Origin of the sequence: Campylobacter suis (assembly GCF_905120475.1) — a bacterium.
Classification (GTDB): domain Bacteria; phylum Campylobacterota; class Campylobacteria; order Campylobacterales; family Campylobacteraceae; genus Campylobacter_A; species Campylobacter_A suis.
Window position 1 is genome coordinate 25,971 of sequence record NZ_CAJHOE010000005.1, and the last position, 21,060, is coordinate 47,030.

Below are 21,060 nucleotides of genomic sequence, written 5' to 3' on the forward strand. Positions count from 1 at the left end.
TGATTAAAGACCAGCTGCCAGTAAAGCTTCACTTTGATGATGTGCGATAAGTGGCTCAATAATCTCATCAAACAGCCCAGCTGCCATTATGGCGTCAAGACGGTAAAGTGTTAAGTTTATGCGGTGGTCGCTTATGCGGTTTTGTGGGAAGTTGTATGTACGAATACGACCACTTCTATCTCCAGTACCTACCTGACTTTTTCGCTCACTCATCTCTTTTTCAAGGCGCTCTTGCTCTTGCATCTCATAAAGCCTAGCTTTTAGAACTTTCATCGCAGCCTCTTTATTTTTATGCTGACTTTTTCCATCTTGGTTTGTTACAACAATACCAGTCGGTATATGCGTGATACGAACAGCACTATCGGTAGTATTTACAGACTGTCCGCCATGACCTGAACTACGCATAACATCTATACGAAGATCTTTCTCAGCAATCTGAACCTCACTATCTTCAACCTCTGGCATAATAGCCACAGTAACAGCGGAAGTATGTACCCTACCTTGACTTTCAGTCTCTGGAACACGCTGAACCCTATGTGTTCCGCCTTCAAATTTCATACGAGAGTATGCGCCAGCACCCTTAACGAGCAAGATAATCTCTTTAAACCCCCCCACACTACCTTCGCTTTGACTTACTATCTCAAATTTCCATCCGCGAAGCTCGGCATATCGTATATATGCGTTAAACAAGTCGCCCACAAAAAGAGCAGCCTCATCTCCACCAGTACCAGCGCGAATCTCTAGAAATATATTTTTATCATCATTTGGATCTTTTGGAAGAAGTAAAATTTTTATCTCGCCTTCAAGCTCCTCTTTGCGTAGTTGAGCATTTTTAAGCTCCTCTTTTGCAAGCTCGCCAAGTTCGGCATCATCGAGTAGATTTTTATTCTCTTCTATATCGTTTAAAATTTGAAGATATTCGCTAGCCGCATCCTTTATCGCCTCAAGCGATGACTGCTCTTTTGAGAGCTTGGTCATCTTTTCTATATCTGTAATAATACCTGGATCGCTTAAAAGCGTAGAGATTTCATTATAGCGATCCAAAAACGGCTGGAGTTTGCTGGCTAGCATTAAAATAATTTATGCGATTTTTAGAGTATTTACGAGTTTAGCTAAACGACCTACACGGCGTGAAGCTGTTTGCTTTTTCAAAAAGCCTTTGCTTACAAAGCTATGAAGACTCTTGTTTGCTACTTTTAGTGCTTCAGTTGCAGCATTTAGGTCTTTTGCATCAACAGCTACCACTACAGCTTTTGTTATATTTTTAAGTCTTGTGCGGTAAAATCTGTTTCTCTCAGTTCTCTTAATAGTCTGTCTAGCTCTTTTTTCAGCAGATTTGTGATTTGCCATTAAATTACCTTTTTATAAAATTAGTCCGTGATTATATAAAATTTAGCTTTAAATTGTGCTTAATTTAAGTGAAATTTAAAAATGAAGTAAAATTTGAAAATTTTTGCTACAATTATAACAAAATTTTAAAAATATAAGCAAAGTGGTGGTTTTTTGGTCATAAACAAACTAAAATTTTCTAAAAACTGTGCTTTATGAAAGGTAACAAATGAAACTATTTGGCACTGATGGCGTTCGTGGCAAAGCTGGAGAAAAACTCTCTGCTCAAACCGCTATGAGGCTTGCTATGGCAGCTGGAATTTACTTTCGCAAAGATAGCTCAACAAATACAATCTTAGTCGGTAAAGATACAAGAAAAAGCGGATATATGATAGAAACGGCTATCGTGGCTGGTCTTACAGCGGTCGGATATAATGTCTTACAGATAGGTCCTATGCCTACACCAGCGGTTGCATTTTTGACTGAAGATATGCGCTGTGATGCTGGTATAATGATAAGCGCAAGTCATAATCCTTATTACGATAATGGCATTAAATTTTTTAATCACAATGGCGATAAACTAGAAGAGGATATCGAGCGTGAGATAGAAAAAATTTACTTTGATGATGAGGCTATCAAAAATGCTCAAAAAACTATGGAAGCAATAGGCGCAAACAAGCGTATAGACGATGTTATCGGAAGATACATAGTGCAGATAAAAAACTCTTTTCCAAAAGAGTTAAATCTTAAAAAATTGCGTGTTGTTCTTGATGTGGCAAACGGGGCTGCATACAAGGTAGCTCCTACTGTATTTAGCGAGCTTGGGGCTGATGTTATAGTCTTAAACAGGCAGCCAAATGGCTCAAATATTAACCAAAACTGCGGAGCCTTACACCCAGAAGAGCTAGCCGATGAAGTAAAGCGTTTACGCGCTGACATAGGCTTTGCTTTTGATGGAGATGCTGATAGGCTGGTTGTTATTGATGATAATGGCGCTATCGTGCATGGAGATGCCTTGCTTGGGACACTTGGGGTATTTTTACACGAACAAAAGATGTTAAAAGGTGGTGGTGTAGTGGCAACGATAATGAGTAATGCCGCACTTGAAGATCATTTAACAAAGCATAAAATAAAGCTATTTAGGGCAAATGTCGGGGATAAATATGTCCTTGAGCTTATGAAAAAAGAGGGGATAAATTTTGGTGGAGAGCAAAGTGGGCATGTGATATTTAGCGACTTTGCTAAAACTGGCGACGGACTGGTAACAGCCATGCAAGTAGTTGCAATGTTGCTTAAAAAAGATAAAAAAGCTAGCGAAATTTTCTCTGCTCTCACACCATATCCACAAATTTTACTAAATTTAAAGATAACTGAGAAAAAGCCACTTGAAAGCATAACTGGACTTAAAGAGTTTGAAGAGAGCCTAAAAAAAGATAACATACGCTCGCTTTTTCGCTACTCTGGTACAGAAAATTTAATCCGCCTACTTTTAGAAGGCAAAAACCAAGCTCTGGTTGAAAAACGCATGGATGAAGTTGAGAAATTTTTTACAAAAGCCTTAAATGCGTAAAATTTTAGCTGTTTTTGCACTTACTTTTATAGTCGTTTTTATCATCGACCAAGCGATAAAGTGGGCATATGTGCAAGGTTATGGGCGCTATGATGGAGAGTATTTTTCGCTTATTTTGACATACAACAAGGGTGTGGCATTTTCGATGTTTGCTTTTTTGGGTGAAAATCTAAAATTTATCCAGCTATCTTTGCTATTGTTTGCATTTGCTTACCTTATATATGAGCGAGAAATTTTAAGCTCCCATGCAGTTGCGATTGGTATGATATTTGGCGCCGGAAGCTCAAATGTTCTTGACCGCTTTATACATGGCGGTGTTGTAGACTATGTTTTTTGGCACAAATGGTTTGAGTTTGCGGTATTTAACTTTGCTGATGTGATGATAGATATCGGCGTAGTTTTGATACTTTGGCAAAGTTGGCGTGCAAAAAAAGTTGCTAAATTTTAACTATAAATTTAAAAATTTTATGTTAAATTTAGCAATATAAAAATAAAGCTTCACAGCTTTAAATTTTGGCAGATTTGAAAAAATAGACAAATTTAGCCGCAAAAGGACTTGATGTTGAATAATGTGTTCGTTGCTTATGGGCTTTGGTTTTTTCTTGGATGGTTAGGGGCGCATAGGCTTTATCTTGGCAGATTTATTAGTGGTTTTATGCAAATGGCACTATTTTTCTTAGGCTCTGCAACCTATTGGTTTTTTTTCATTGGATTTATACCGTGGGTGATTTGGGGGATATGGTGGCTTTGCGATGTCTTTTTAACAGGCAAGATAGTTGATGAAAATTTACTAAAACAAAATATGAAAAATGAGCTAAAAAATAAGTCTTTGGCTGATGACCTACGCCTACTTTACGAGATGTTTGAGCGCGGGGAAATCACAAAGGCTGAGTTTGAAGCTAGAAAAGAAATTTTATTTAGGTAAGGGGGAAGTTATGTCAGAAATTCTTGTCGAATACTACAGTTATTTTCGATTTGCGCACTACATTTTTTTCGTTTCGTGGATGGCGATGCTCTTTTATCAGCCAAGACTTTATGTCTATCACGCCGAAAATATGGATAAGCCAGAGTTTGTTAAAGTAGTTGAAGTGATGGAGTACAAGATGTATCACTACATCGGCTGGATAGCGCTGATTGGCTCATTTGTAACAGGTGCGCTTATCATCCTTGCTATACCAGATCTTTTAAAGTCAGGATATGTGCATGTTAAGCTTACAACCGTTATTGTGATGGCGATATACCATCTTGATCTTGGCAGATATATGCGTCTTTTAAAAGAAAAGCGCTGTACAAAAGATGGAATGTTTTTCCGTGCTTACAACGAAGTGCCAACGGTCGCGATGATAGTCATTATATGGATGATAGTCTTTAAGCCATTTTAACAAAATTTTAAATAAATTTTGCTATCATTTTGAGAAAGATTACTAAAACAAAGGATATAAAATGAGTATAAAAACCTATGCCAAAGTCGCACTTCTTGCATCTTTAGTTCTTTTTTCTGGTTGTGCGTCTGAAAAGTCAAGAGCTGTTGAAACTCCAAAACTAAAATCAGCCCAAACTGTATATCATGGCGAGAAACACACTGTTTCAGTAGGAAGGTTTAACAACCAATCATCTTATCAAAATGGAATTTTTAGCGATGGAGAGGATAGGCTTGGCAACCAAGCCAGCACGATACTCATAACAAATTTGCGAGATAGTGGTAGATTTAATGTCTTAGAGCGCACAAATATGAAAATCCTAAAAGAGGAAAATGCACTAAGCAAAACCAATGCAAATTTTAAAGGTGCAAAGTATGTTATCACTGGTGATGTGACAGAATTTGGCAGAAAAACTGTCGGAGACATGCAACTTTGGGGCATACTAGGCAAAGGTAAAACACAAGTAGCATATGCAAAGGTCAATCTAAATGTAGTGAGCGCAGCTACTGCGGAAGTTGTTTATTCTGCTCAGGGAGCTGGTGAATATGAACTAAGCAACCGTGAGATAATTGGCTTTGGTGGCACAGCAGGTTATGACTCTACGCTAAATGGCAAAGTTTTAAGCCTTGCTATAAGAGAAGCTGTTGATAATCTAGTAAATGGTCTTGAAAGTGGTGCTTGGTCAGTAAAATGATATACAAAAAAGCCTTGCTAGCAGCCGCTACAGTGATTGTTTTTGCGGGTTGTGGCGCTTCATCAACTCCGCCACTTTATCACTGGGACGGCTCATATTCATCGTCACTTTACAGCTATATAAATGACGAATACAGTCCACAAGAGCAAATTTCTATACTAGAAAAATCCGTGCAAGATGCATATACAAAAAATGCAAAAGTCCCACCTGGGCTTTACGCACATCTTGGGCTTTTGTACTCAAATTTAGGAAATACAAAACAGATGCAAGGCTACTTTGCAAAAGAGGTTGAGCTGTATCCAGAGGCTAAAAATTACATTGAGTTTTTGCTAACACAAAACAAGACGAAAAAGGCAGAAAAATGAAAATTTTGCAAGCTATATTTTTATCATTTATCTCGCTATTTTTCGTTGCTTGCGCTTCGCCAAAGAGTTATGATTATTCAAATTTTATGCAAAGTAACCCTCGCTCAATCCTAGTTTTAATGCCAACAAACGAAACTACCGAGATAAGGGCGTCATCAGCAGTTATCTCAAACTCACTAGCGCCTCTTGCGGAAGCCGGATACTATGTGTTTCCTATGGCTTTAGTTTATGAAACATTTAAAGCAAATGGCATAAGTGAGCCAAGCGAAATAGCCCAAGTTCCGATATCAAAACTAAAGAAAATTTTTAATCCAGATGCCGTTTTATATATAAATGTAACGCAATACGGCACATCTTACCAGCTTATAAACAGCAAAACAGCTGTCTCTCTTTACGCAAAGCTAATTGATGCAAATACCGCAAACACGCTTTGGGAAAAGAGTATAACCGCACAGCAAGACTCAAGCAGTGGCAACTCTAGCCTACTTGGGATGGTGATCTCTGCGATGATAACGCAAATAGCAAATACAATATCAGACAAAGGATACGAAATGTCGGCACAAGCGGCATCTATGCTATTTGCCAGGGACTGCTATGACTGCTTGTTGCGTGGGAGCTACTCGCCAAAATACAGACAAGATTTGCAAATAATAAAACAGTATTAGTCGGCGACTAAGCCTACTTAGCCTCCGACAATTTTTTAAATTTTAACCTAAAATTCTGACCATTTTTAAATAAAACCTATCTACCATTTGCTTTTTTAGAACAAGCTTGAACAGCTTCGATCAAAGCTGAGCGAAAACCCATTTTTTCAAGCACAGAAACAGCTTCTATCGTCGTGCCGCCTGGTGAGCAAACCTCATCTTTTAGCACGGCTGGATGCTTTTTGCTTTCTAGCATTAAATTTGCAGATCCTGCCACGCTTGCAGCGATTATCTCGTAAGCCTGCTCTCTTGAAATGGCGTTTTTTACCCCAGCATCAGCCACCGCTTCGATAAACATAAAAACGTAGGCGGGCAAACTTCCAGCGATCGCCGTAAATGCTCCAAATTTAGCCTCATCTAGCTCATAAACTCTGCCAAAGTTTTGAAAAATTTCCATTATCTTATCTTGCTCGGTTTTTGATAAATTTGTACTAAAGCTTATAGCACTTACGCCTTGTGCTATGGCTGTTGGCGTGTTTGGCATGGCTCTTACTACTTTGGCAGTTTTGCCCAAAATTTCTAAACTTTGTGAGATAGTAAAATTTGGTGCGAGTGTGATTAAAATTTTATCTTTTAGCTCATTTTTTATCAGATTTAAAAATTTTTCATATATATTTGGCTTGGTTGCTAAAAAAATCATATCTGAGTTTTTGACAACTTCTATCTCATCATTAACAGCCATAACGCCAAATTTCTGCACCATCTCATCTGTTTTACTACGAGCAAAAACTACCACTTTTTCTGCATTATTTTTTGCAAAAAGAGCTGAGATCATCGCAGAGCCCATATTTCCAGCACCTATAAAGCCTATTTTCATTTTAAATCCTTAAACAATATTATCAAAAAAGTCTGTATCTATATCGCAAATTTCAATATTTTGACGAATTTGTATGCCAATTTTGTATTTGATAGCTAATTCAGACAGCCTATCTCCGTCTATCAAACTTATAGTGTGGCTTTGTATCCCATTTGCATAAGAAATTGCCTCTTTTGTAAAATTTGAAGTTGTGATAAAAATGCCCTTTTTGGTTGCTTTGTCAGATATTGCTCCAACAAATTTTTGTATTTCTGGCCTAGAAACACTGCCTTGCCAATTTTTAGCCTGTATATAGACCTTAGAAAGCCCCAGCTCATCTTCATCGATAATACCATCTATCCCACCATCAGAGCCATTTTTGGTTAGCTTGCCGACACCATAGCCAATTTTTTCAAGTAGCAATAAAACAAAAAATTCAAAAAATCTTGGATTTTTAGATGAAATTTCATTTAAAATTTGTGATTTTAAATTTTGAGTAAGCTCGTTTGATATAGACAAAATATTTTCTATCGGAGTTTTTTCATCATCTTGATTTGCTGTATTTTTACTAAGAGAAATTTTTGCACCATAAACATCTTGATACCAGTTTTGAAATTTCTGCTCAGCATTTTTTTGGCTTAATAGCTTTTTGCCAGACTCGGTTATCTCATATCTTCCACGCATACCATCTGTTTTTTTAGCCAATATTTTTGACTTAGGTAACTCTAAAATTCGCTTATTATTTGCCAAATAAGCCACAGCCCAATCGGCACGATTTACATAAGTTACTGTGCCATTTGATGTTTTTTCTTTTTTATCTTCTTCGCTAAATTTAAAAAAATCAGCAACAAATCCTATGATCTCTTGTCTATTTGCACTCCCTTTTTTACCCAAAAACTCTAAAATAGGAAACATCATCTCTTTGAAATTTGGTATCATAAAATCACCTCACCTGTCCTTCGCCACGCACGATGTATTTATAAGTCGTTAGCTCTCTTAGTCCCATCGGACCTCTGGCGTGAAGTTTTTGCGTGCTTATGCCTATCTCCCCGCCAAATCCAAACTCACCGCCATCGCTAAACCTAGTCGAAGCATTTGCATAGACCACCGCGCTATCGACTGCATTTAAAAATTTCTCCACATTCTCATAGTTTTTACTTAAAATCGCGTCAGAGTGTCCGCTAGAGTGAGCGTTTATGTGATTTATCGCCTCATCTAAGCCACTCACCACTTTAACCGCTAAAATCATATCTAAAAACTCTGCCCCAAAGTCCGAGCTCTCAGCCTTTTTGACATTTTTATGCCCGCTAAAATTATCATAAATTTTTTCATCCAGCCTAAGCTCTACATCGCTAAGTTCACCTACTAGCTCGCTCATCATCTTATCTGCGATTTTTTCGTGCATTAGCACGCACTCTACGGCATTGCAAACGCTTGGTCGCTGAGTTTTGGCGTTTTTGATTATCTTTACTGCCTCGCTTACACTCGCACTCTCATCGATAAAGATATGACACACACCAGCCCCCGTTTCGATGACTGGGATGGTGGCGTTTTGCACGATAAACTCTTTTAGTCCCTTGCCGCCGCGCGGTATAAGCACATCTATAAGCCCGTTTAGCCTTATCATCTCATTCACGCTTGCTCGCTCACTATCTTTTAGCAAAGCGACCGCACCTTTTGGCAGTCCAAATTTTGCCCCCGTTTCGTTAAACAGCTCGCACAAAGCGATGTTTGAGTGCAAGGCGCTGGCTGATCCTCTAAGGATCACGGCATTTTGGCTTTTTAGAGCAAGGGTTGCGACATCTATGCTGACATTTGGGCGGCTCTCATATATCACGCCGATAACCCCAAGCGGCACTCGCACCTTTTGTATGCTAAGTCCATTTTGGTGTTTCCAGCCGCCTAGCATCTCGCCTATGGGATCGCCTAGGCTTGCCACTTGTGCTACGCCTTGTGCCATAGTAGCAATCCTGGCGTCATTTAATCTTAGCCTATCAAGCAACGCCTCACTTAGCCCAGAGTCAAGGCCTGCCTTAATGTCTTTTGAGTTTTGCTTAATTATCCACTCTTTTTTTGCCATAAGCTCGTTTGCTACGGCGTTTAAAATTTCATTTTTGCAAGTCGTTTTTAGACTTTTTAGCTCTTGTTTTGCTAAATTTGCCTGCTTTGCTAGGTTTAGTATCTCACTCATTTTATTCCTTTTTACCTAAACTAGTGCCAGATTGTCTATATGAACTATCTCTTCATCGTATTTATAACCCAAAATTTCCTCTATCTCATCGCTTTTTTTGCCAATTATCTGTGAAATTTCTTGTGATGAGTAATTGCTAATCCCCCGTGCCAAAAGCTCGTTTTTGCTGTTTAAAATTTCTACCACAGTCCCTCTTTCAAACTCCATCTTGACATCTTTTATCCCAACACTTAGCAAGCTTTTGCCGTTTTTTAGGGCATTTTCTGCCCCGCCATCTATGATGATAGCTCCACTTTTTACAGAGCCATAACCAAGCCAATACTTCTTAGAGTTTAGCTTTTTATCTTGGCGTAAAAAAAGCGTTCCTATATCATCTCCGCGGACTATATTCACGATATTTTGGGGATTTGAACCACTTGCTATGATTAAATTTGTCCCGCCCTTTGTCGCCATATCAGCAGCGATTATCTTTGTTTTCATGCCACCAGTGCCAAATTTACTCCCCTCGCTACCTGCCATATTTTTGATATTTTGATCAATTTTTTCTACGATATTTATAAATTTTGCATCCTTAAACTCACTTGGATTTTTATCATACAGTCCGTCTATATCGCTTAAAATGATGAGTAAATCCGCCTCCACAAGCCCTGCGACAAGGGCTGAAAGCGTATCGTTATCGCCGACTTTAACACCCCTTATGCCATCGCCTACGACCGGGTCGTTTTCGTTTATGATAGGGATTATTTTTTTTGAAAGTAGCGAGTTGCAAACAATTCTGATATTTAAATATCGCTTTCGGTCGCTAAAATCATCTTTTGTAAGCAAAAGTTGGGCTATATTTTTACCATAAGCCCAAAATAAAATTTGATAAAGATGTATGAGCGAAACCTGCCCGATCGCGGCTAGTGCTTGTTTTTCGGTGATTGATTTTGGTTTTTGCGTTAGTTTTAGCTCGCCCATACCAGCTCCAACCGCACCAGAAGTAACAAACACAACATCAAGCTCATCGTTTAACTTGCTTAAATTTGCCACAATTTGCTTTATCTTTGGTTCATTTAGCGATCCATCGGCATTTGTAAGGGTTGAAGTGCCGATCTTTACGACCACTCTTTTTACATTTTTACCAAGCTCTTTTCTCATTATAAACCTTCAAAATTTTCTTAATTATACTAAAAAATGGCAGGAATTTGGCTTGTTTATAAAATTTAGCTAAAATAAAGCAAAAAAGGAGAAATAATGACAAACATAAGGGAGTTTTTAAAGCATGAAGCAAGCGGGGGGATCTTGCTGATGATAGCAACTATCATCGCCCTAGTTTGCCAAAATACCTTTCTAAGCGACTTTTATAACGAATTTTTAAAGACAAAATTTACCATTAGTTTTGGGGATTTTGGACTATCAAAGCCACTTATTTTATGGGTAAATGACGGACTGATGGCGATATTTTTCTTTTTAGTTGGACTTGAACTAAAGCGAGAAGTTTGCGAGGGAGAGCTAAGAAACCCTTCTCAAATCGCACTTCCAGCCATCGGTGCACTAGGTGGGGTAGTTATACCAGCAGCGATTTTTTATATATTTACAAAACATGACAGCTTTGCTGCTTCTGGCTGGGCTATACCAACAGCAACAGACATCGCTTTTGCACTAGGGATACTAAGCTTGCTTGGCTCAAGAGTGCCGACAACACTTAAAATTTTTCTAATGACCTTGGCTATTATTGACGACTTATGTGCCATCATCATCATCGCTTTATTTTACACAAGTGAGCTTAGCGTGCTTTCACTTGGCATCGGAGCTATTTGTATCGTCGCTCTTTTCGTGATAAACCGAATGGGCGTAAAAAGTAAAGCGGCATATCTACTAATTGGCATCATAATGTGGGTAGCTGTGCTAAAATCAGGGGTTCACGCAACACTTGCTGGCGTAGTGGCGGCATTTTTCATACCACTAAGTTTTAAAAATGAACCACAAAATTCTATGCTAAAAAGTATCGAGCATGACTTGCATAGCTGGGTAGCGTTTGGCGTGCTCCCGATATTTGCTTTTGTAAATGCTGGCATCGCTCTTTCTGGTGTAAGCATGAGCGAGCTTGCTCAGCCTGTTGCTTTAGGCACGATGCTTGGACTTTTTGTCGGTAAACAAATCGGAGTATTTGGGTTTAGCTTTTTGGCGATAAAATTTGGTCTGGCAAAGCTTCCAGAAGGTGCAAGCTGGGGTCAGCTTTATGGGATTGCGTTGTTGTGTGGGGTTGGCTTTACGATGAGTTTATTTGTAAATGGCTTGGCATATGCAGACACTGATGCGTTTGCCTATACTGATAAACTAGCGATATTAATCGGCTCCCTTGTTTCTGGCGTAGTTGGTTATATAATCTTGCGTATATCAAAAAGAACAAACGAGCCTTCAGGGCAAATTTAAAAGTTGCAGGGCAGTTTTATCTGCCCTATTTTGCATTTTTCTAATCCATAAAAACACACAAAACAAACAACAAAACTTAAAAAATAGATCTTTAATTTTAAAGATAATTTGCTAAAATTTAAAAGCAAAGGCAAATTTCACTTTGCCCATTTTCGCTAGGGATAAAAATGCTACAACTTGAGTATCAAAGGTATTTTAGCAACAAAAGCACAAGTATATATAAAAATCGTAAAGATGAAAGTAAGCTTATTCCAAAAGAGTATGTTAATGATTCGGTTATCAATGCTTATGCGCTTGCACTTTTTGCAAATGAATTTTATCCAATTAACTATAAACAGATACCAAAGGATGCCTTTGAGAGGATTTTTTGTGTGGGTAAAAATTTCAAAAAATATGAAAAAGCCATAGGCCCTACGCCCATACAAACAGACCTCATCAAAGCAGTCCCTAAAAACAAGATAGATGAGCTACTTCAAAAGCAAGCGATTAAGAGATTTGGCGAATTTGACGATGTAAAAAATGTGATCGACTTTTTTATGGATAAAAAAAGTGATTTTATCACAGGTCAGATAATTTATCTAGGCGGAGTATCTAACTAAAATGATAGAAATTTTTAAAACTTTTGGCGACAAAACAGCCATAGTACATAAGGACGCTAAGCACTCATACAGCGAGCTTTATGAGAAAATCACCAAACTAAAACAGAGTATAAAAGATATAAAAAGTGGCGAAGTGGTGGCTATCTTGTCTGATTATTCATTTGAAAGTATAGCCTTGTTTTTTGCACTTTATCAAAATAAAAACATCATAGTTCCCATCATCTCGCAAAAGCAAGCTGAGATCGATCTAAAGCTTGAAGAATCCTTCGCAACAAAATTTATAAACATAGCCGATGAAAGCCTATCCATCCACTCGCTAAATCAAACCAAAACTCACGAAATGCTTAAAAGCCTAAGGCAGGCAAATCGCGCGGGCCTTATACTATTTTCAAGCGGCAGCACGGGCAAGCCAAAGGCAATGATACACGACCTAGACACGCTCATATCGCACTATAACGACAAAAAAGAGAAGTCGATAAATATGATAATCTTTTTGATGTTTGATCGCATCGGCGGTCTTAACACGCTATTTAACATCCTATCCATCGACGCTACCGCCATCATCCCTCAAAACCGCAACGCTGATGATGTCTGCAAGCTTTTAGCTGAGTATAAGATCATGGTCTTGCCATCCAGCCCGACATTTTTAAACCTTATCCTTATGAGCAATGCAAATAAAAAATATGACCTAAGCTCGCTAAGGATGATAACTTACGGCACAGAGCCTATGCCAGATAGCCTTTTACAAAGGCTAAAGGCGGAGTTTCCAAGGGTGAAATTTTTGCAGACTTTTGGCACTAGCGAGACGGGCATAGCAAACACATCATCAATGTCATCAAACTCAACTTTTATGAAGATAGATGATATGAATTTAGAGTATAAGATAGTAGATGGTGAGCTGTGGCTAAAAAGCAAGGCTCAAATTCTAGGCTATCTAAACTCATCTATGCAAAGCTTTAGTGATGATGGTTGGTTTAAGACAGGCGACTTGGTAGAGACCACAGAAGATGGCTATATAAAGATCATAGGCAGAAACAAAGAGATCATAAATATCGGCGGTGAAAAGGTGCTACCAAACGAGGTCGAGTCTGTGATACTTTCGATGGATGAGGTCGATGACTGCTTGGTTTATGGTGAGAAAAATGCCATAACAGGGCAAAGCGTATCGTGCGATGTGGTGCTAAAACAAGGCATAGATAGTCAAAATATCAAGATAAAAGTGCGAAAATTTTGCAAAGACAAGCTAGCAAACTACAAGATCCCAACAAAGGTAACAGCCGTAGAGCGCACAAATTTTGGCGAGAGATTTAAGAAAAAGCGTATTTTGGGCTGATTTACAACCCACTTAATACAAACTCTTCTCTATACGTTTTTAAGTCATACAAAATTTACGAATAACTTAAAACATTAACACTTTTTAAAGGTTTTATAAGCGATAATTTTAAATAAATTTTAATCGGAGGTACTATATGGCAAGTGATTCTTTTTCGGGTTTTGTAGGCTATGAGGCTATCTTGATTAATGATAGCGAAGTAAAGGAATTTTTTTACATTTTGATAAATATAATGTAAAAAATAATAGCGATGACATAAACGAAGAGTGTAAAAAATTTATTTTTGAAAATTTTGAGATAAATAAAAACTATAAAAATATTTTAGATAAAGACCAAGATGTTAGGTTTAAAATTTTTTCGATAAGATATACTGATGAAAATTACTATTCTTTAGAATTAAATAAGGACTATGAAAAATTAAGTATACTAGATAAAGCCATAGCTCAAAAGGATGCAAGTGTTGAAAATGAGCTTGTTAAAGAAATCTTACACAAAAAAGAATTAAAACCTATAAAAGACAAAACTAGGCGTTATGATATTGCTTATTTTATAGAATTTAATGAAGAGTATTTTATCGTAGATGGTGATAAAATTTCAAAAGTTGATAACTTGGCATCTTTTGTATTAAAAAATAAAGAAAAAATAAAATATAGAACAATCCCTAAAAATACTAATCTTTTTAAGCAATTAGCAGATAAAAATTTTAGTGGTAAAAGCATTAGTTGTAAAGATTCGGATAGAGAATATTTATTCAATGAATTAATTAAAATTTGTGATAAAAAAGATATTGCACAAGATTTATATTTAAAAGATATTGATTTAAAAGAAGAACATATTTATATACTAACAGATAACAACAAACATTATCTACACTATGACAATAAAACCTATAAGATACAAGATATTGATTTGCTTAATTTTTATTTAAATAATAAATACAAAAAAGAAGAGCACAATGCATTTGATTTAGGAGAGAATACAAAAATCATATCCTTAAATGCATCTGATGGATATATAGATAATGAAGATAAAATACCACAAAATATTATTAGTAGTGATAATATAGATAAAAATATATTGGATGAATTAAAAAAGATTCAAAATAAAATAAGAAAAACAGTAAAAATTTCACCTATATGGCTAAGTTTAATAGACAGCATTCACTTTATAATGTTTAATATCGAAGGCAATAATGTGTTATACGCCATAAGACCAACGGATAAAGTTTATGATATTGAAAATATACATTTTGGATTTTATAGAGATAGTGGTTTTATGGATGAAAATCGTGATGATTTTATGCAGTCTTTGTACAAGTTTCAGCAAGAAGGCGAATTTGATAATTTTAGTGAGATACAAAGGGTATCATACATATATCCAGGAAAGAACAAAAACGTAAATATTATATCCTATAAAGATAATTTATATATAAAAGAAGAGTGGTATAAAAATCTATTTGCCTCTTCTGGATATGGGCTAAAAGCGGTTTTATTCAAGCTACTTGATAATGCCAATATGCTTTTATATAAAGAAAATATTAATAATATTTTTGAGTATAAAAAAGATAGTTTTAGATATCTTTTTGATGATTTTATACATGGAAAAAGTAAGTTTAAATTTTTCAGCTTTAATATAAAATGTCTTTATAAGGTTGCTATTTGGTCTGTATTGATATATTTGATTTTTCTTTTGCCAAATGTAGTTTTTATGGATAAGATCGCTGTTGTATTTGCTATTCTTGCTATTATTTATTTCACATATCTTTTTCCACTATCTTATGAAGAAAAAATTTTTAAAAAAAGAGAGTTAATATTTAAAACAAAAAATTTCGGTTATAAGGTAATAAGCAGTGATTTAAAATCATTACATAAAATAATTCAAGAAAACTCCATAACAAATAAAGAAAATCAAAAATTAAACAATATCGTAGATGAGTATTTTAACCTAAAAGAAAAAACATATCATTACAATAGCAACAAACGCTCGATCATCTTTGCCGTTCTTGCCATCATCATCTCTGCTTTGGCACTTACTGGGTATGTTGAGTATGAAGTTAAGCAGTTTTTTGGCGAACCGCAAAGACAAGATGGTTATGTGCTTACGTTTTTTAAACATTTGATAGGAGCTTTTAAATAATCATGGGTCAAATACTAAGTCTAGACTACAAGCTTTTTAGCAGTCGCGATAAGCGTATTTACACAAAAAATGCCAATAAGAGCAAGCTCGTTAAGAGTGAGTATGTAGTTGATTCGGTTATTAACACTTATGCGCTTGCGCTTTTTGCAAATGAATTTTATCCAATTGAGTATGACAAGATCCCAAAAGATGCCTTTGAGAAGATTTTTTGTGTGGGTAAAAATTTCAAAAAATATGAAAAAGCCGTAGATGAGCTATGCGAAGAGTGCGGTAAAAAAAGTCAAACATACATCACAAACTTAACAAATTTAAGATGTTTTATAAAAGACTTTTATGCAGATGACAGAAATAAAAACAAACACATAAAAGGACGCCTTGAAAAGCTAAATGAGCGTTATTTTTTACTAAAATTGCCACAAAACAGATCAAAAACCCCGCAAAGCATAAATGATAAAAATAGCTACATTTTAAGTCCAAATAGCTTTTTGCAAAAGCAAGTTAAAATCGTTAAAAATTTTTCGGCAACTAGCGATGAGGTATTTGGCTTTTTGCAAGATTGTGCGTTTATTATGATTGACTTGTATCACGGCGAGTTTGCATGGGATGAAATGATAAATGTGAGCAATAAATTTATAAAACTCCCGCACATAAAAAAGCCACTAGATACCGATATAGCGATGTCTTATATCATCAACGGCGATTTTAGCACAGATACTGATATGCGTAACGCATCAAGGTTTTTAAGGGGTGCAAACGCAGTGATCGTTGATAGTGATGGCGTAACGCTAGTCGATAATGACGGCTTGGGGCATAGTCTTGGTTTTGTAGGCTCAGCCATTTTTGAGCTTGAAATTTTTAAGCAAAAGTGGATAAGTTTTAGGCAGGGCGAGGCTCTTGTGATATTTTCTCCGCACTACTTTCGCATACGCTCTCATGATGGGCTTTATGAGAAAATTTTAAAGATAAAAAGGGGCGAGTGCTTAGAGCGACTTGCGTTAGGGCGCATTTGGGATCTGCTAAATCATCGTGATTTAGACCCACTAAATCTTGATGAGGTAGTTAAAATTCTCATACAAAATAACGCCCTTTTATCTCAAGAGTTTTGCAAAGAGATAGGGCTTATAAAAAACAACCTATCTTATAAAAGATACAAGCAAGACCCATCATGCCTACATAAAAGATGGCTTATTGGCGACATATATCACCTATATAAATGCACCCACCTTGAAAGCGGTGAAATTTCACACAAAAACGACTGCGAAAAGGCAGCCAAACTATACTTTGAAAATTTACTCAACCAAAGCCTTGAAGAGTTTATAAAAAGCAAAAAATCATCTTAAATCACAAAAACCCAAACCTATAATAATCATCACTCACGCCGATTTTTAGGCCATCTTAGCCAATAGGTGGAACACACCGCTTTTCATTACACGTCATAATTTCACTCATAAATTAACACAAAGGAGACAAAATGAGCGATGAAAAGCTAAACATAGCTGATATACCATCAATGCTACTAGCCGATAGAAATATCTTTTTATACGGGCAGATCGATATGGAGGTGTGCTTAAGCGTTCAAAAACAGCTTTTATATCTAAACGGCATCGATGATACGAGTGAGATAAACATATACATAAGTGGGCCCGGCGGCTCAATATATGATGGCTTTGGGCTGATTGACTTTATGCAGACGATAAAAGCACCCATTAACACCATCTGCGTGGGACTTGCGGCCTCGATGTCGGCTCTGATATTTTTACACGGCGACAAACGCTACATGTTACCAAATTCACAACTCATGCTTCATCAGCCACTAGGCGGAGCACAAGGTCAGGCAAGCGATATCGAGCTTGTCGCAAAGCAAATCATAAAAATCAAATCAAAAATCAACGAAATGATAGTAAGCAAAAGCAAACTTGAGCTAAAAAAGGTTGAAATTTTAACGGATAGGGACTGCTATATCGACGCAAATATGGCTATAAAATACGGTTTAACAGATGAATTAACTTCAAACAAAGGATAAAAAATGCCAAAATTTTCTTTACTTAGCACAAACAGCAATACGCAAAATCAAGTCATAAGCCTAGACAAGGACTTTACACACGCAATGATCACAGGTCAAACGGGCAGTGGCAAGACCACATCCGCGATACTACCTATCCTTGATGAGCGTATCAAGGCGGGGCATGGAATTTTAGCTTTTGATTACAAGGGTAGTGAGCACTTAAAGATAAAAGCCCTTGCCAGAAGGCACAAAAGGATGAAAGATGTCGTAATGATAAATGTGCCTTGGGGTAAAAATGTAAATATCGCAAGCGAGGCAGATGAATCTATACTTATAAAATTTTTCTCAAAAATTTTTGGTGCCAAATCAGACCCCTTTTGGGCAAATATGGCAACATCTCTTGCTACTAAAAATCTCACTATACTAAAAGTCATAAAGGAATTTCACCATATGGGTTTTAGCGGTTTTTATAGCGCAACAAGCAGTGCCTTAAAGAAGGAATTTGAGCCTAGCATGGCAAATCTTTTTAATTACACTCAAAATATAACGCAGTTTAAAAAGCTCTATAACAAAGTGCAAAAGTATCAAGATCTGCTAAGCGATCCAAAAGATACGATGTCAAAATTTCACCCAAATTTAAGCACACAAGAGAAAAAAAGCCTACTTTCATCAACGCCCGAAGCCATATGCGTGCTAGAATGTCTTGAGAAAATAGCAAAAGACTATCTTGATACTTTTGAGGAGTACAACGACATAAATAACCCAAATCTCGAACAAAAAGAGAAATTTTATGGCAACTACTCATTCATGCTTCTTGCCTTAACAGAGATAGCAGACTCAGAGCTTTTAAACAGCAGTGATACACACATAAGTCAGCTTTTAAATGATGGTAAGATAGTCATCATCAACTCGCAAAATCTCTCAAACCATGTGCTTGAGCTTATGCTAAACTCAGTCCTTTCATCTATGATAAAACGCATAGGCCAAGATGAGAAAAAGCCAATTAGTATATTTATCGATGAGGCTCAGCGTGTCATAAGCGAGGAGAGCGACCTTCACGCCGATGTGCTAAGGGAGGCACAAGCCGAGCTTATACTAGCCTTTCAAAATGAAGATGTGCTAAAAAACAGCCTAGGAAGCGACACGAAATACAAACAACTCGTCGGCAACCTAAGCCATCAGTATTTTTTCAAAAATTCACAAAAACAATATGCCGGTGGCGAGTATAAAAGCTTTAGCAACCTTGAGAAATTTGAGTGCTATTATGGTGGCGAGACCTTTAAAACAGAGCCACTATTTATCAGCGTTAATGAGCAGTTAAAAGCTGAATATATTTATCAAATTTTAAATCGCGTACAGCGTGATTATGGTGATAAGAGGCTAAAATCACGCGACATTTTAGTCTATAATGAAGCAATATATAAAAACTACCGCCAACTTATCGTAAAAAACATAAGAGGCGGACAAGCGCGTTTTTGCGTACATCTAAGCAATCAAAGCAAACATAGGCTTAACCGCCTACTTTCGGTAGCCTAGACCCACGAAGTTTATGGTATAATCTACCATAAACTTTCATTTTAAATCATTTCGGTCAAGTTAAAATTTCAGCAAAACAAGGGGGGGGGTGGAGAGTGAAAATACTACACGCGACAGATCTTCACTATAACGCTGTTTGGTTTGAGTATCTTAAGAGCGTGGAGGCTTGCTTTGAGGCCATTTGTATAAGTGGCGACTTGCTAGATGAGTGCAGTGATGTGAGTTTATATGATCAAATTTTAGACATTAAGGCGTGGCTTGGCAAGTTTTCAAAACCCGTATTTGTCTGTAGTGGCAACCACGATATAAGCTTGCTTTATGAAGAGGGCTGGATAAATGAGATGGCAAATGTTTATGGCGATGATAGTATCATCACGCTAAATGGCGTTTGCTTTGGCTGTGTGCCTTACGTGGGGGCAAGTCTTGATAAATTTAGCGAGTGCGATGTACTTTTAGCTCATGTTCCGCCGTATAAAACGCCCGTTTCAAGGGATATAAAAAGCGGGAGAGACTATGGAGATAAAAGCCTTTTTAGCGCAGTTGATGAAGGTGCGATAAATCCTAAAGTGCTACTTTGCGGACATATCCATGAGCCAAAAGCAAATGTTTGCAAGCTAAAAAATACCACGATTTACAACCCCGGCTGTGAGTTTGGCAAAAGTACACCAAAAATTTGCGAAGTGGTGGTGTGAGCTTGTTTTACGCTAAATTTTTAAAACTTGTAAATGTTTAAAAGCAATATAGGTGATTTTAGCCTTAGCGACCACTGTTTATAAAAATCCTACAAAATTTTTCCCAGTCATGCAGATATATGATACTCTCAATAAGATTGCCATTTTCATCCTCTATGCCACCGTGTGTAGAACCAATGCTTTTTTCACACCAAAACTCATAAAAAGGAAGCTTTTTTATATCGCTTTTTAGCACCCCTATAACACCTTGGTGATTTATCACCTTTAGTCCAAAGTATGTCTTTTTGCCTACCATATCTTCTCTCATAATATACCTTTTTAAATATTTATTTTTATGCTTTATTTATCTCTTCTATCATCTGCATTATGCTAAGCGATCTAGTGTCTATATCATCATCTTCGCTAAACATTCTATGCTCGCTATGTTTAAACGGCTCCACAACCTTTATATACTCATATATTTCATTAAAGTCTAAAATTTTGCCATGTAGATCATACCCGACATTCATCGCGCGACCCTTTATAGGAGCCATATTTGCGTGCAAATGCCCGTATAGATGGATGCTTGATCTATGTCCGCTATTCCACTCAACTATCGGGTAGTGAAACATCACAAGGCGGTGCTTATGCCCCGCATGCTCTATCACCGTGTCCTTATACTCGCAAATTTCTTCAAACAGCGCATTACCATCAAGCTTTTTTATGGATAGTAGTTCATCTTGTTTGGCCTTTATGGCTAGGTCGTGATTACCCAAAATAAGCACATGCTTGCCGTTTAGTTTTTTAAATATCGAGATATTTTTCTCCATATCCTTATGAAAGCTAATGTCACCAAGATTATACACGGTATCGGCAGGACTTACCCTGTCATTCCATATATTAATCAGCCTTTTATCCATCTCATCAACACTACTAAATCGCCTAAAACACGGGTGAAAGCCCATAACGCTACTATGCCCAAAATGCAAGTCGCTTGTAAAATATATCATCTCACCCTACATTTCAAAACTATGCGTTGTTTTTTTAGCCACATTCAAAGCGTCATATAGTTCCACTTTTTTAGCCATGCTTTCAAACACGCCACTTGGCACTAGGTAAGAGCTTACTATGTTGTGATTTAGTATAGCTACCACTTCATTGCCTGCTTCGCTGATGATTTGCGCGGGTGATTTTTTAAGCTCGCTTATGCTTGCTGTCAAATTTGCCTTTATCTCTTGCATTTAGTATCCTTTATAATTTTAAAAATTATACTAAATAAAGTATAAAATAAC

At 36.9% G+C, this 21,060-nt stretch carries 23 protein-coding genes and 1 pseudogene; 15 read left to right on the top strand and 9 right to left on the bottom strand.

The window, feature by feature from the left end; translation table 11 throughout:
- Positions 1 to 3 precede the first annotated feature (3 nt).
- Together prfA and rpsT are read right to left on the bottom strand one after the other, a co-directional pair.
- Positions 4 to 1,071, bottom strand: a complete 1,068-nt coding sequence (gene prfA, locus LQV35_RS07940) for a peptide chain release factor 1 (protein WP_230057344.1) — start codon at positions 1,069 to 1,071, stop codon at positions 4 to 6.
- A gap of 9 nt (positions 1,072 to 1,080) precedes the next feature.
- Positions 1,081 to 1,350 carry a 30S ribosomal protein S20 gene (gene rpsT / locus LQV35_RS07945; RefSeq protein ID WP_230057345.1) on the bottom strand — a complete coding sequence of 90 codons (270 nt, stop codon included), beginning with the start codon at positions 1,348 to 1,350 and terminating at the stop codon, positions 1,081 to 1,083.
- A 208-nt stretch (positions 1,351 to 1,558) separates the two neighbouring features.
- On the opposite strand from rpsT, the gene glmM reads away from it, so the two are divergent.
- The 7 genes from glmM to LQV35_RS07980 all read left to right on the top strand — a co-directional run bounded on the left by glmM (position 1,559) and on the right by LQV35_RS07980 (position 6,044).
- Positions 1,559 to 2,899 carry a phosphoglucosamine mutase gene (gene glmM / locus LQV35_RS07950; protein ID WP_230057346.1) on the top strand — a complete coding sequence of 447 codons (1,341 nt, stop codon included), beginning with the start codon at positions 1,559 to 1,561 and terminating at the stop codon, positions 2,897 to 2,899.
- On the top strand, positions 2,892 to 3,347 hold the full coding sequence (lspA, locus tag LQV35_RS07955) for a signal peptidase II (protein WP_230057347.1): 456 nt from the start codon (positions 2,892 to 2,894) through the stop codon (positions 3,345 to 3,347). Before glmM ends, lspA begins: the two co-directional genes overlap by 8 nt.
- Positions 3,348 to 3,458: 111 nt before the next feature.
- The gene (locus LQV35_RS07960; protein ID WP_230057348.1) at positions 3,459 to 3,824 is read left to right on the top strand and encodes an NINE protein; all 366 of its coding nucleotides are present in this window, start codon (positions 3,459 to 3,461) and stop codon (positions 3,822 to 3,824) included.
- A gap of 10 nt (positions 3,825 to 3,834) precedes the next feature.
- Positions 3,835 to 4,281, top strand: coding sequence for a CopD family protein (locus LQV35_RS07965; protein WP_230057349.1), 447 nt, complete (start codon positions 3,835 to 3,837; stop codon positions 4,279 to 4,281).
- Between the two features lie 61 nt (positions 4,282 to 4,342).
- Positions 4,343 to 5,014, top strand: coding sequence for a CsgG/HfaB family protein (locus LQV35_RS07970; RefSeq protein WP_230057350.1), 672 nt, complete (start codon positions 4,343 to 4,345; stop codon positions 5,012 to 5,014).
- A complete protein-coding gene (locus LQV35_RS07975; RefSeq protein ID WP_230057351.1) occupies positions 5,011 to 5,379 on the top strand; it encodes a DUF4810 domain-containing protein in 369 nt (122 codons plus the stop codon). The genes LQV35_RS07970 and LQV35_RS07975 overlap by 4 nt, the downstream gene beginning before the upstream one ends.
- Complete coding sequence (locus LQV35_RS07980) at positions 5,376 to 6,044, top strand: DUF799 domain-containing protein (protein WP_230057352.1); 669 nt, start codon at positions 5,376 to 5,378, stop codon at positions 6,042 to 6,044. Before LQV35_RS07975 ends, LQV35_RS07980 begins: the two co-directional genes overlap by 4 nt.
- Positions 6,045 to 6,120: 76 nt before the next feature.
- Here LQV35_RS07980 and proC read toward each other — a convergent pair whose 3' ends face one another.
- Genes proC through proB form a run of 4 tightly spaced genes read right to left on the bottom strand, consistent with a single transcriptional unit; the run spans position 6,121 to position 10,210 of the window.
- Positions 6,121 to 6,900, bottom strand: a complete 780-nt coding sequence (gene proC / locus LQV35_RS07985; protein WP_230057353.1) for a pyrroline-5-carboxylate reductase — start codon at positions 6,898 to 6,900, stop codon at positions 6,121 to 6,123.
- 9 nt (positions 6,901 to 6,909) lie between these two features.
- Entirely contained in the window at positions 6,910 to 7,818 is a 909-nt protein-coding gene (locus LQV35_RS07990; RefSeq protein ID WP_230057354.1) for a restriction endonuclease, read from the bottom strand.
- Between the two features lie 4 nt (positions 7,819 to 7,822).
- The gene (locus LQV35_RS07995) at positions 7,823 to 9,070 is read right to left on the bottom strand and encodes a glutamate-5-semialdehyde dehydrogenase (RefSeq protein ID WP_230057355.1); all 1,248 of its coding nucleotides are present in this window, start codon (positions 9,068 to 9,070) and stop codon (positions 7,823 to 7,825) included.
- Positions 9,071 to 9,085: 15 nt separating this feature from the next.
- Positions 9,086 to 10,210, bottom strand: a complete 1,125-nt coding sequence (proB, locus tag LQV35_RS08000; RefSeq protein ID WP_230057356.1) for a glutamate 5-kinase — start codon at positions 10,208 to 10,210, stop codon at positions 9,086 to 9,088.
- 96 nt (positions 10,211 to 10,306) lie between these two features.
- On the opposite strand from proB, the gene nhaA reads away from it, so the two are divergent.
- From nhaA to LQV35_RS08040, 8 genes and pseudogenes are all read left to right on the top strand, one after another.
- Positions 10,307 to 11,488 carry a Na+/H+ antiporter NhaA gene (nhaA, locus tag LQV35_RS08005; protein WP_230057357.1) on the top strand — a complete coding sequence of 394 codons (1,182 nt, stop codon included), beginning with the start codon at positions 10,307 to 10,309 and terminating at the stop codon, positions 11,486 to 11,488.
- 401 nt (positions 11,489 to 11,889) lie between these two features.
- Positions 11,890 to 12,087, top strand: a pseudogene (locus LQV35_RS08010) (SDR family oxidoreductase); the annotation flags it as partial.
- Position 12,088: 1 nt separating this feature from the next.
- Entirely contained in the window at positions 12,089 to 13,420 is a 1,332-nt protein-coding gene (locus LQV35_RS08015; protein WP_230057358.1) for an ANL family adenylate-forming protein, read from the top strand.
- A 609-nt stretch (positions 13,421 to 14,029) separates the two neighbouring features.
- Positions 14,030 to 15,556 (top strand): hypothetical protein, encoded by a 1,527-nt coding sequence (locus LQV35_RS08020; RefSeq protein WP_230057359.1) that lies wholly within the window; start codon positions 14,030 to 14,032, stop codon positions 15,554 to 15,556.
- A 2-nt stretch (positions 15,557 to 15,558) separates the two neighbouring features.
- Positions 15,559 to 16,896, top strand: a complete 1,338-nt coding sequence (locus tag LQV35_RS08025; RefSeq protein WP_230057360.1) for a hypothetical protein — start codon at positions 15,559 to 15,561, stop codon at positions 16,894 to 16,896.
- Between the two features lie 131 nt (positions 16,897 to 17,027).
- Entirely contained in the window at positions 17,028 to 17,579 is a 552-nt protein-coding gene (locus LQV35_RS08030) for a ClpP family protease (RefSeq protein ID WP_230057361.1), read from the top strand.
- 3 nt (positions 17,580 to 17,582) lie between these two features.
- The gene (locus LQV35_RS08035; protein ID WP_230057362.1) at positions 17,583 to 19,097 is read left to right on the top strand and encodes a type IV secretory system conjugative DNA transfer family protein; all 1,515 of its coding nucleotides are present in this window, start codon (positions 17,583 to 17,585) and stop codon (positions 19,095 to 19,097) included.
- Positions 19,098 to 19,192: 95 nt separating this feature from the next.
- A complete protein-coding gene (locus LQV35_RS08040) occupies positions 19,193 to 19,789 on the top strand; it encodes a metallophosphoesterase family protein (protein ID WP_230057363.1) in 597 nt (198 codons plus the stop codon).
- Positions 19,790 to 19,853: 64 nt separating this feature from the next.
- Here the strand turns inward: LQV35_RS08040 and LQV35_RS08045 are convergent, their stop codons facing one another.
- From LQV35_RS08045 to LQV35_RS08055, 3 genes are read right to left on the bottom strand one after another with little or no spacing between them, the layout of a single operon-like run.
- On the bottom strand, positions 19,854 to 20,096 hold the full coding sequence (locus LQV35_RS08045; protein WP_230057364.1) for a hypothetical protein: 243 nt from the start codon (positions 20,094 to 20,096) through the stop codon (positions 19,854 to 19,856).
- Between the two features lie 25 nt (positions 20,097 to 20,121).
- Complete coding sequence (locus LQV35_RS08050) at positions 20,122 to 20,778, bottom strand: metallophosphoesterase (protein ID WP_230057365.1); 657 nt, start codon at positions 20,776 to 20,778, stop codon at positions 20,122 to 20,124.
- Between the two features lie 6 nt (positions 20,779 to 20,784).
- The gene (locus tag LQV35_RS08055) at positions 20,785 to 21,009 is read right to left on the bottom strand and encodes a type II toxin-antitoxin system Phd/YefM family antitoxin (protein ID WP_230057366.1); all 225 of its coding nucleotides are present in this window, start codon (positions 21,007 to 21,009) and stop codon (positions 20,785 to 20,787) included.
- Positions 21,010 to 21,060: the final 51 nt, after the last annotated feature.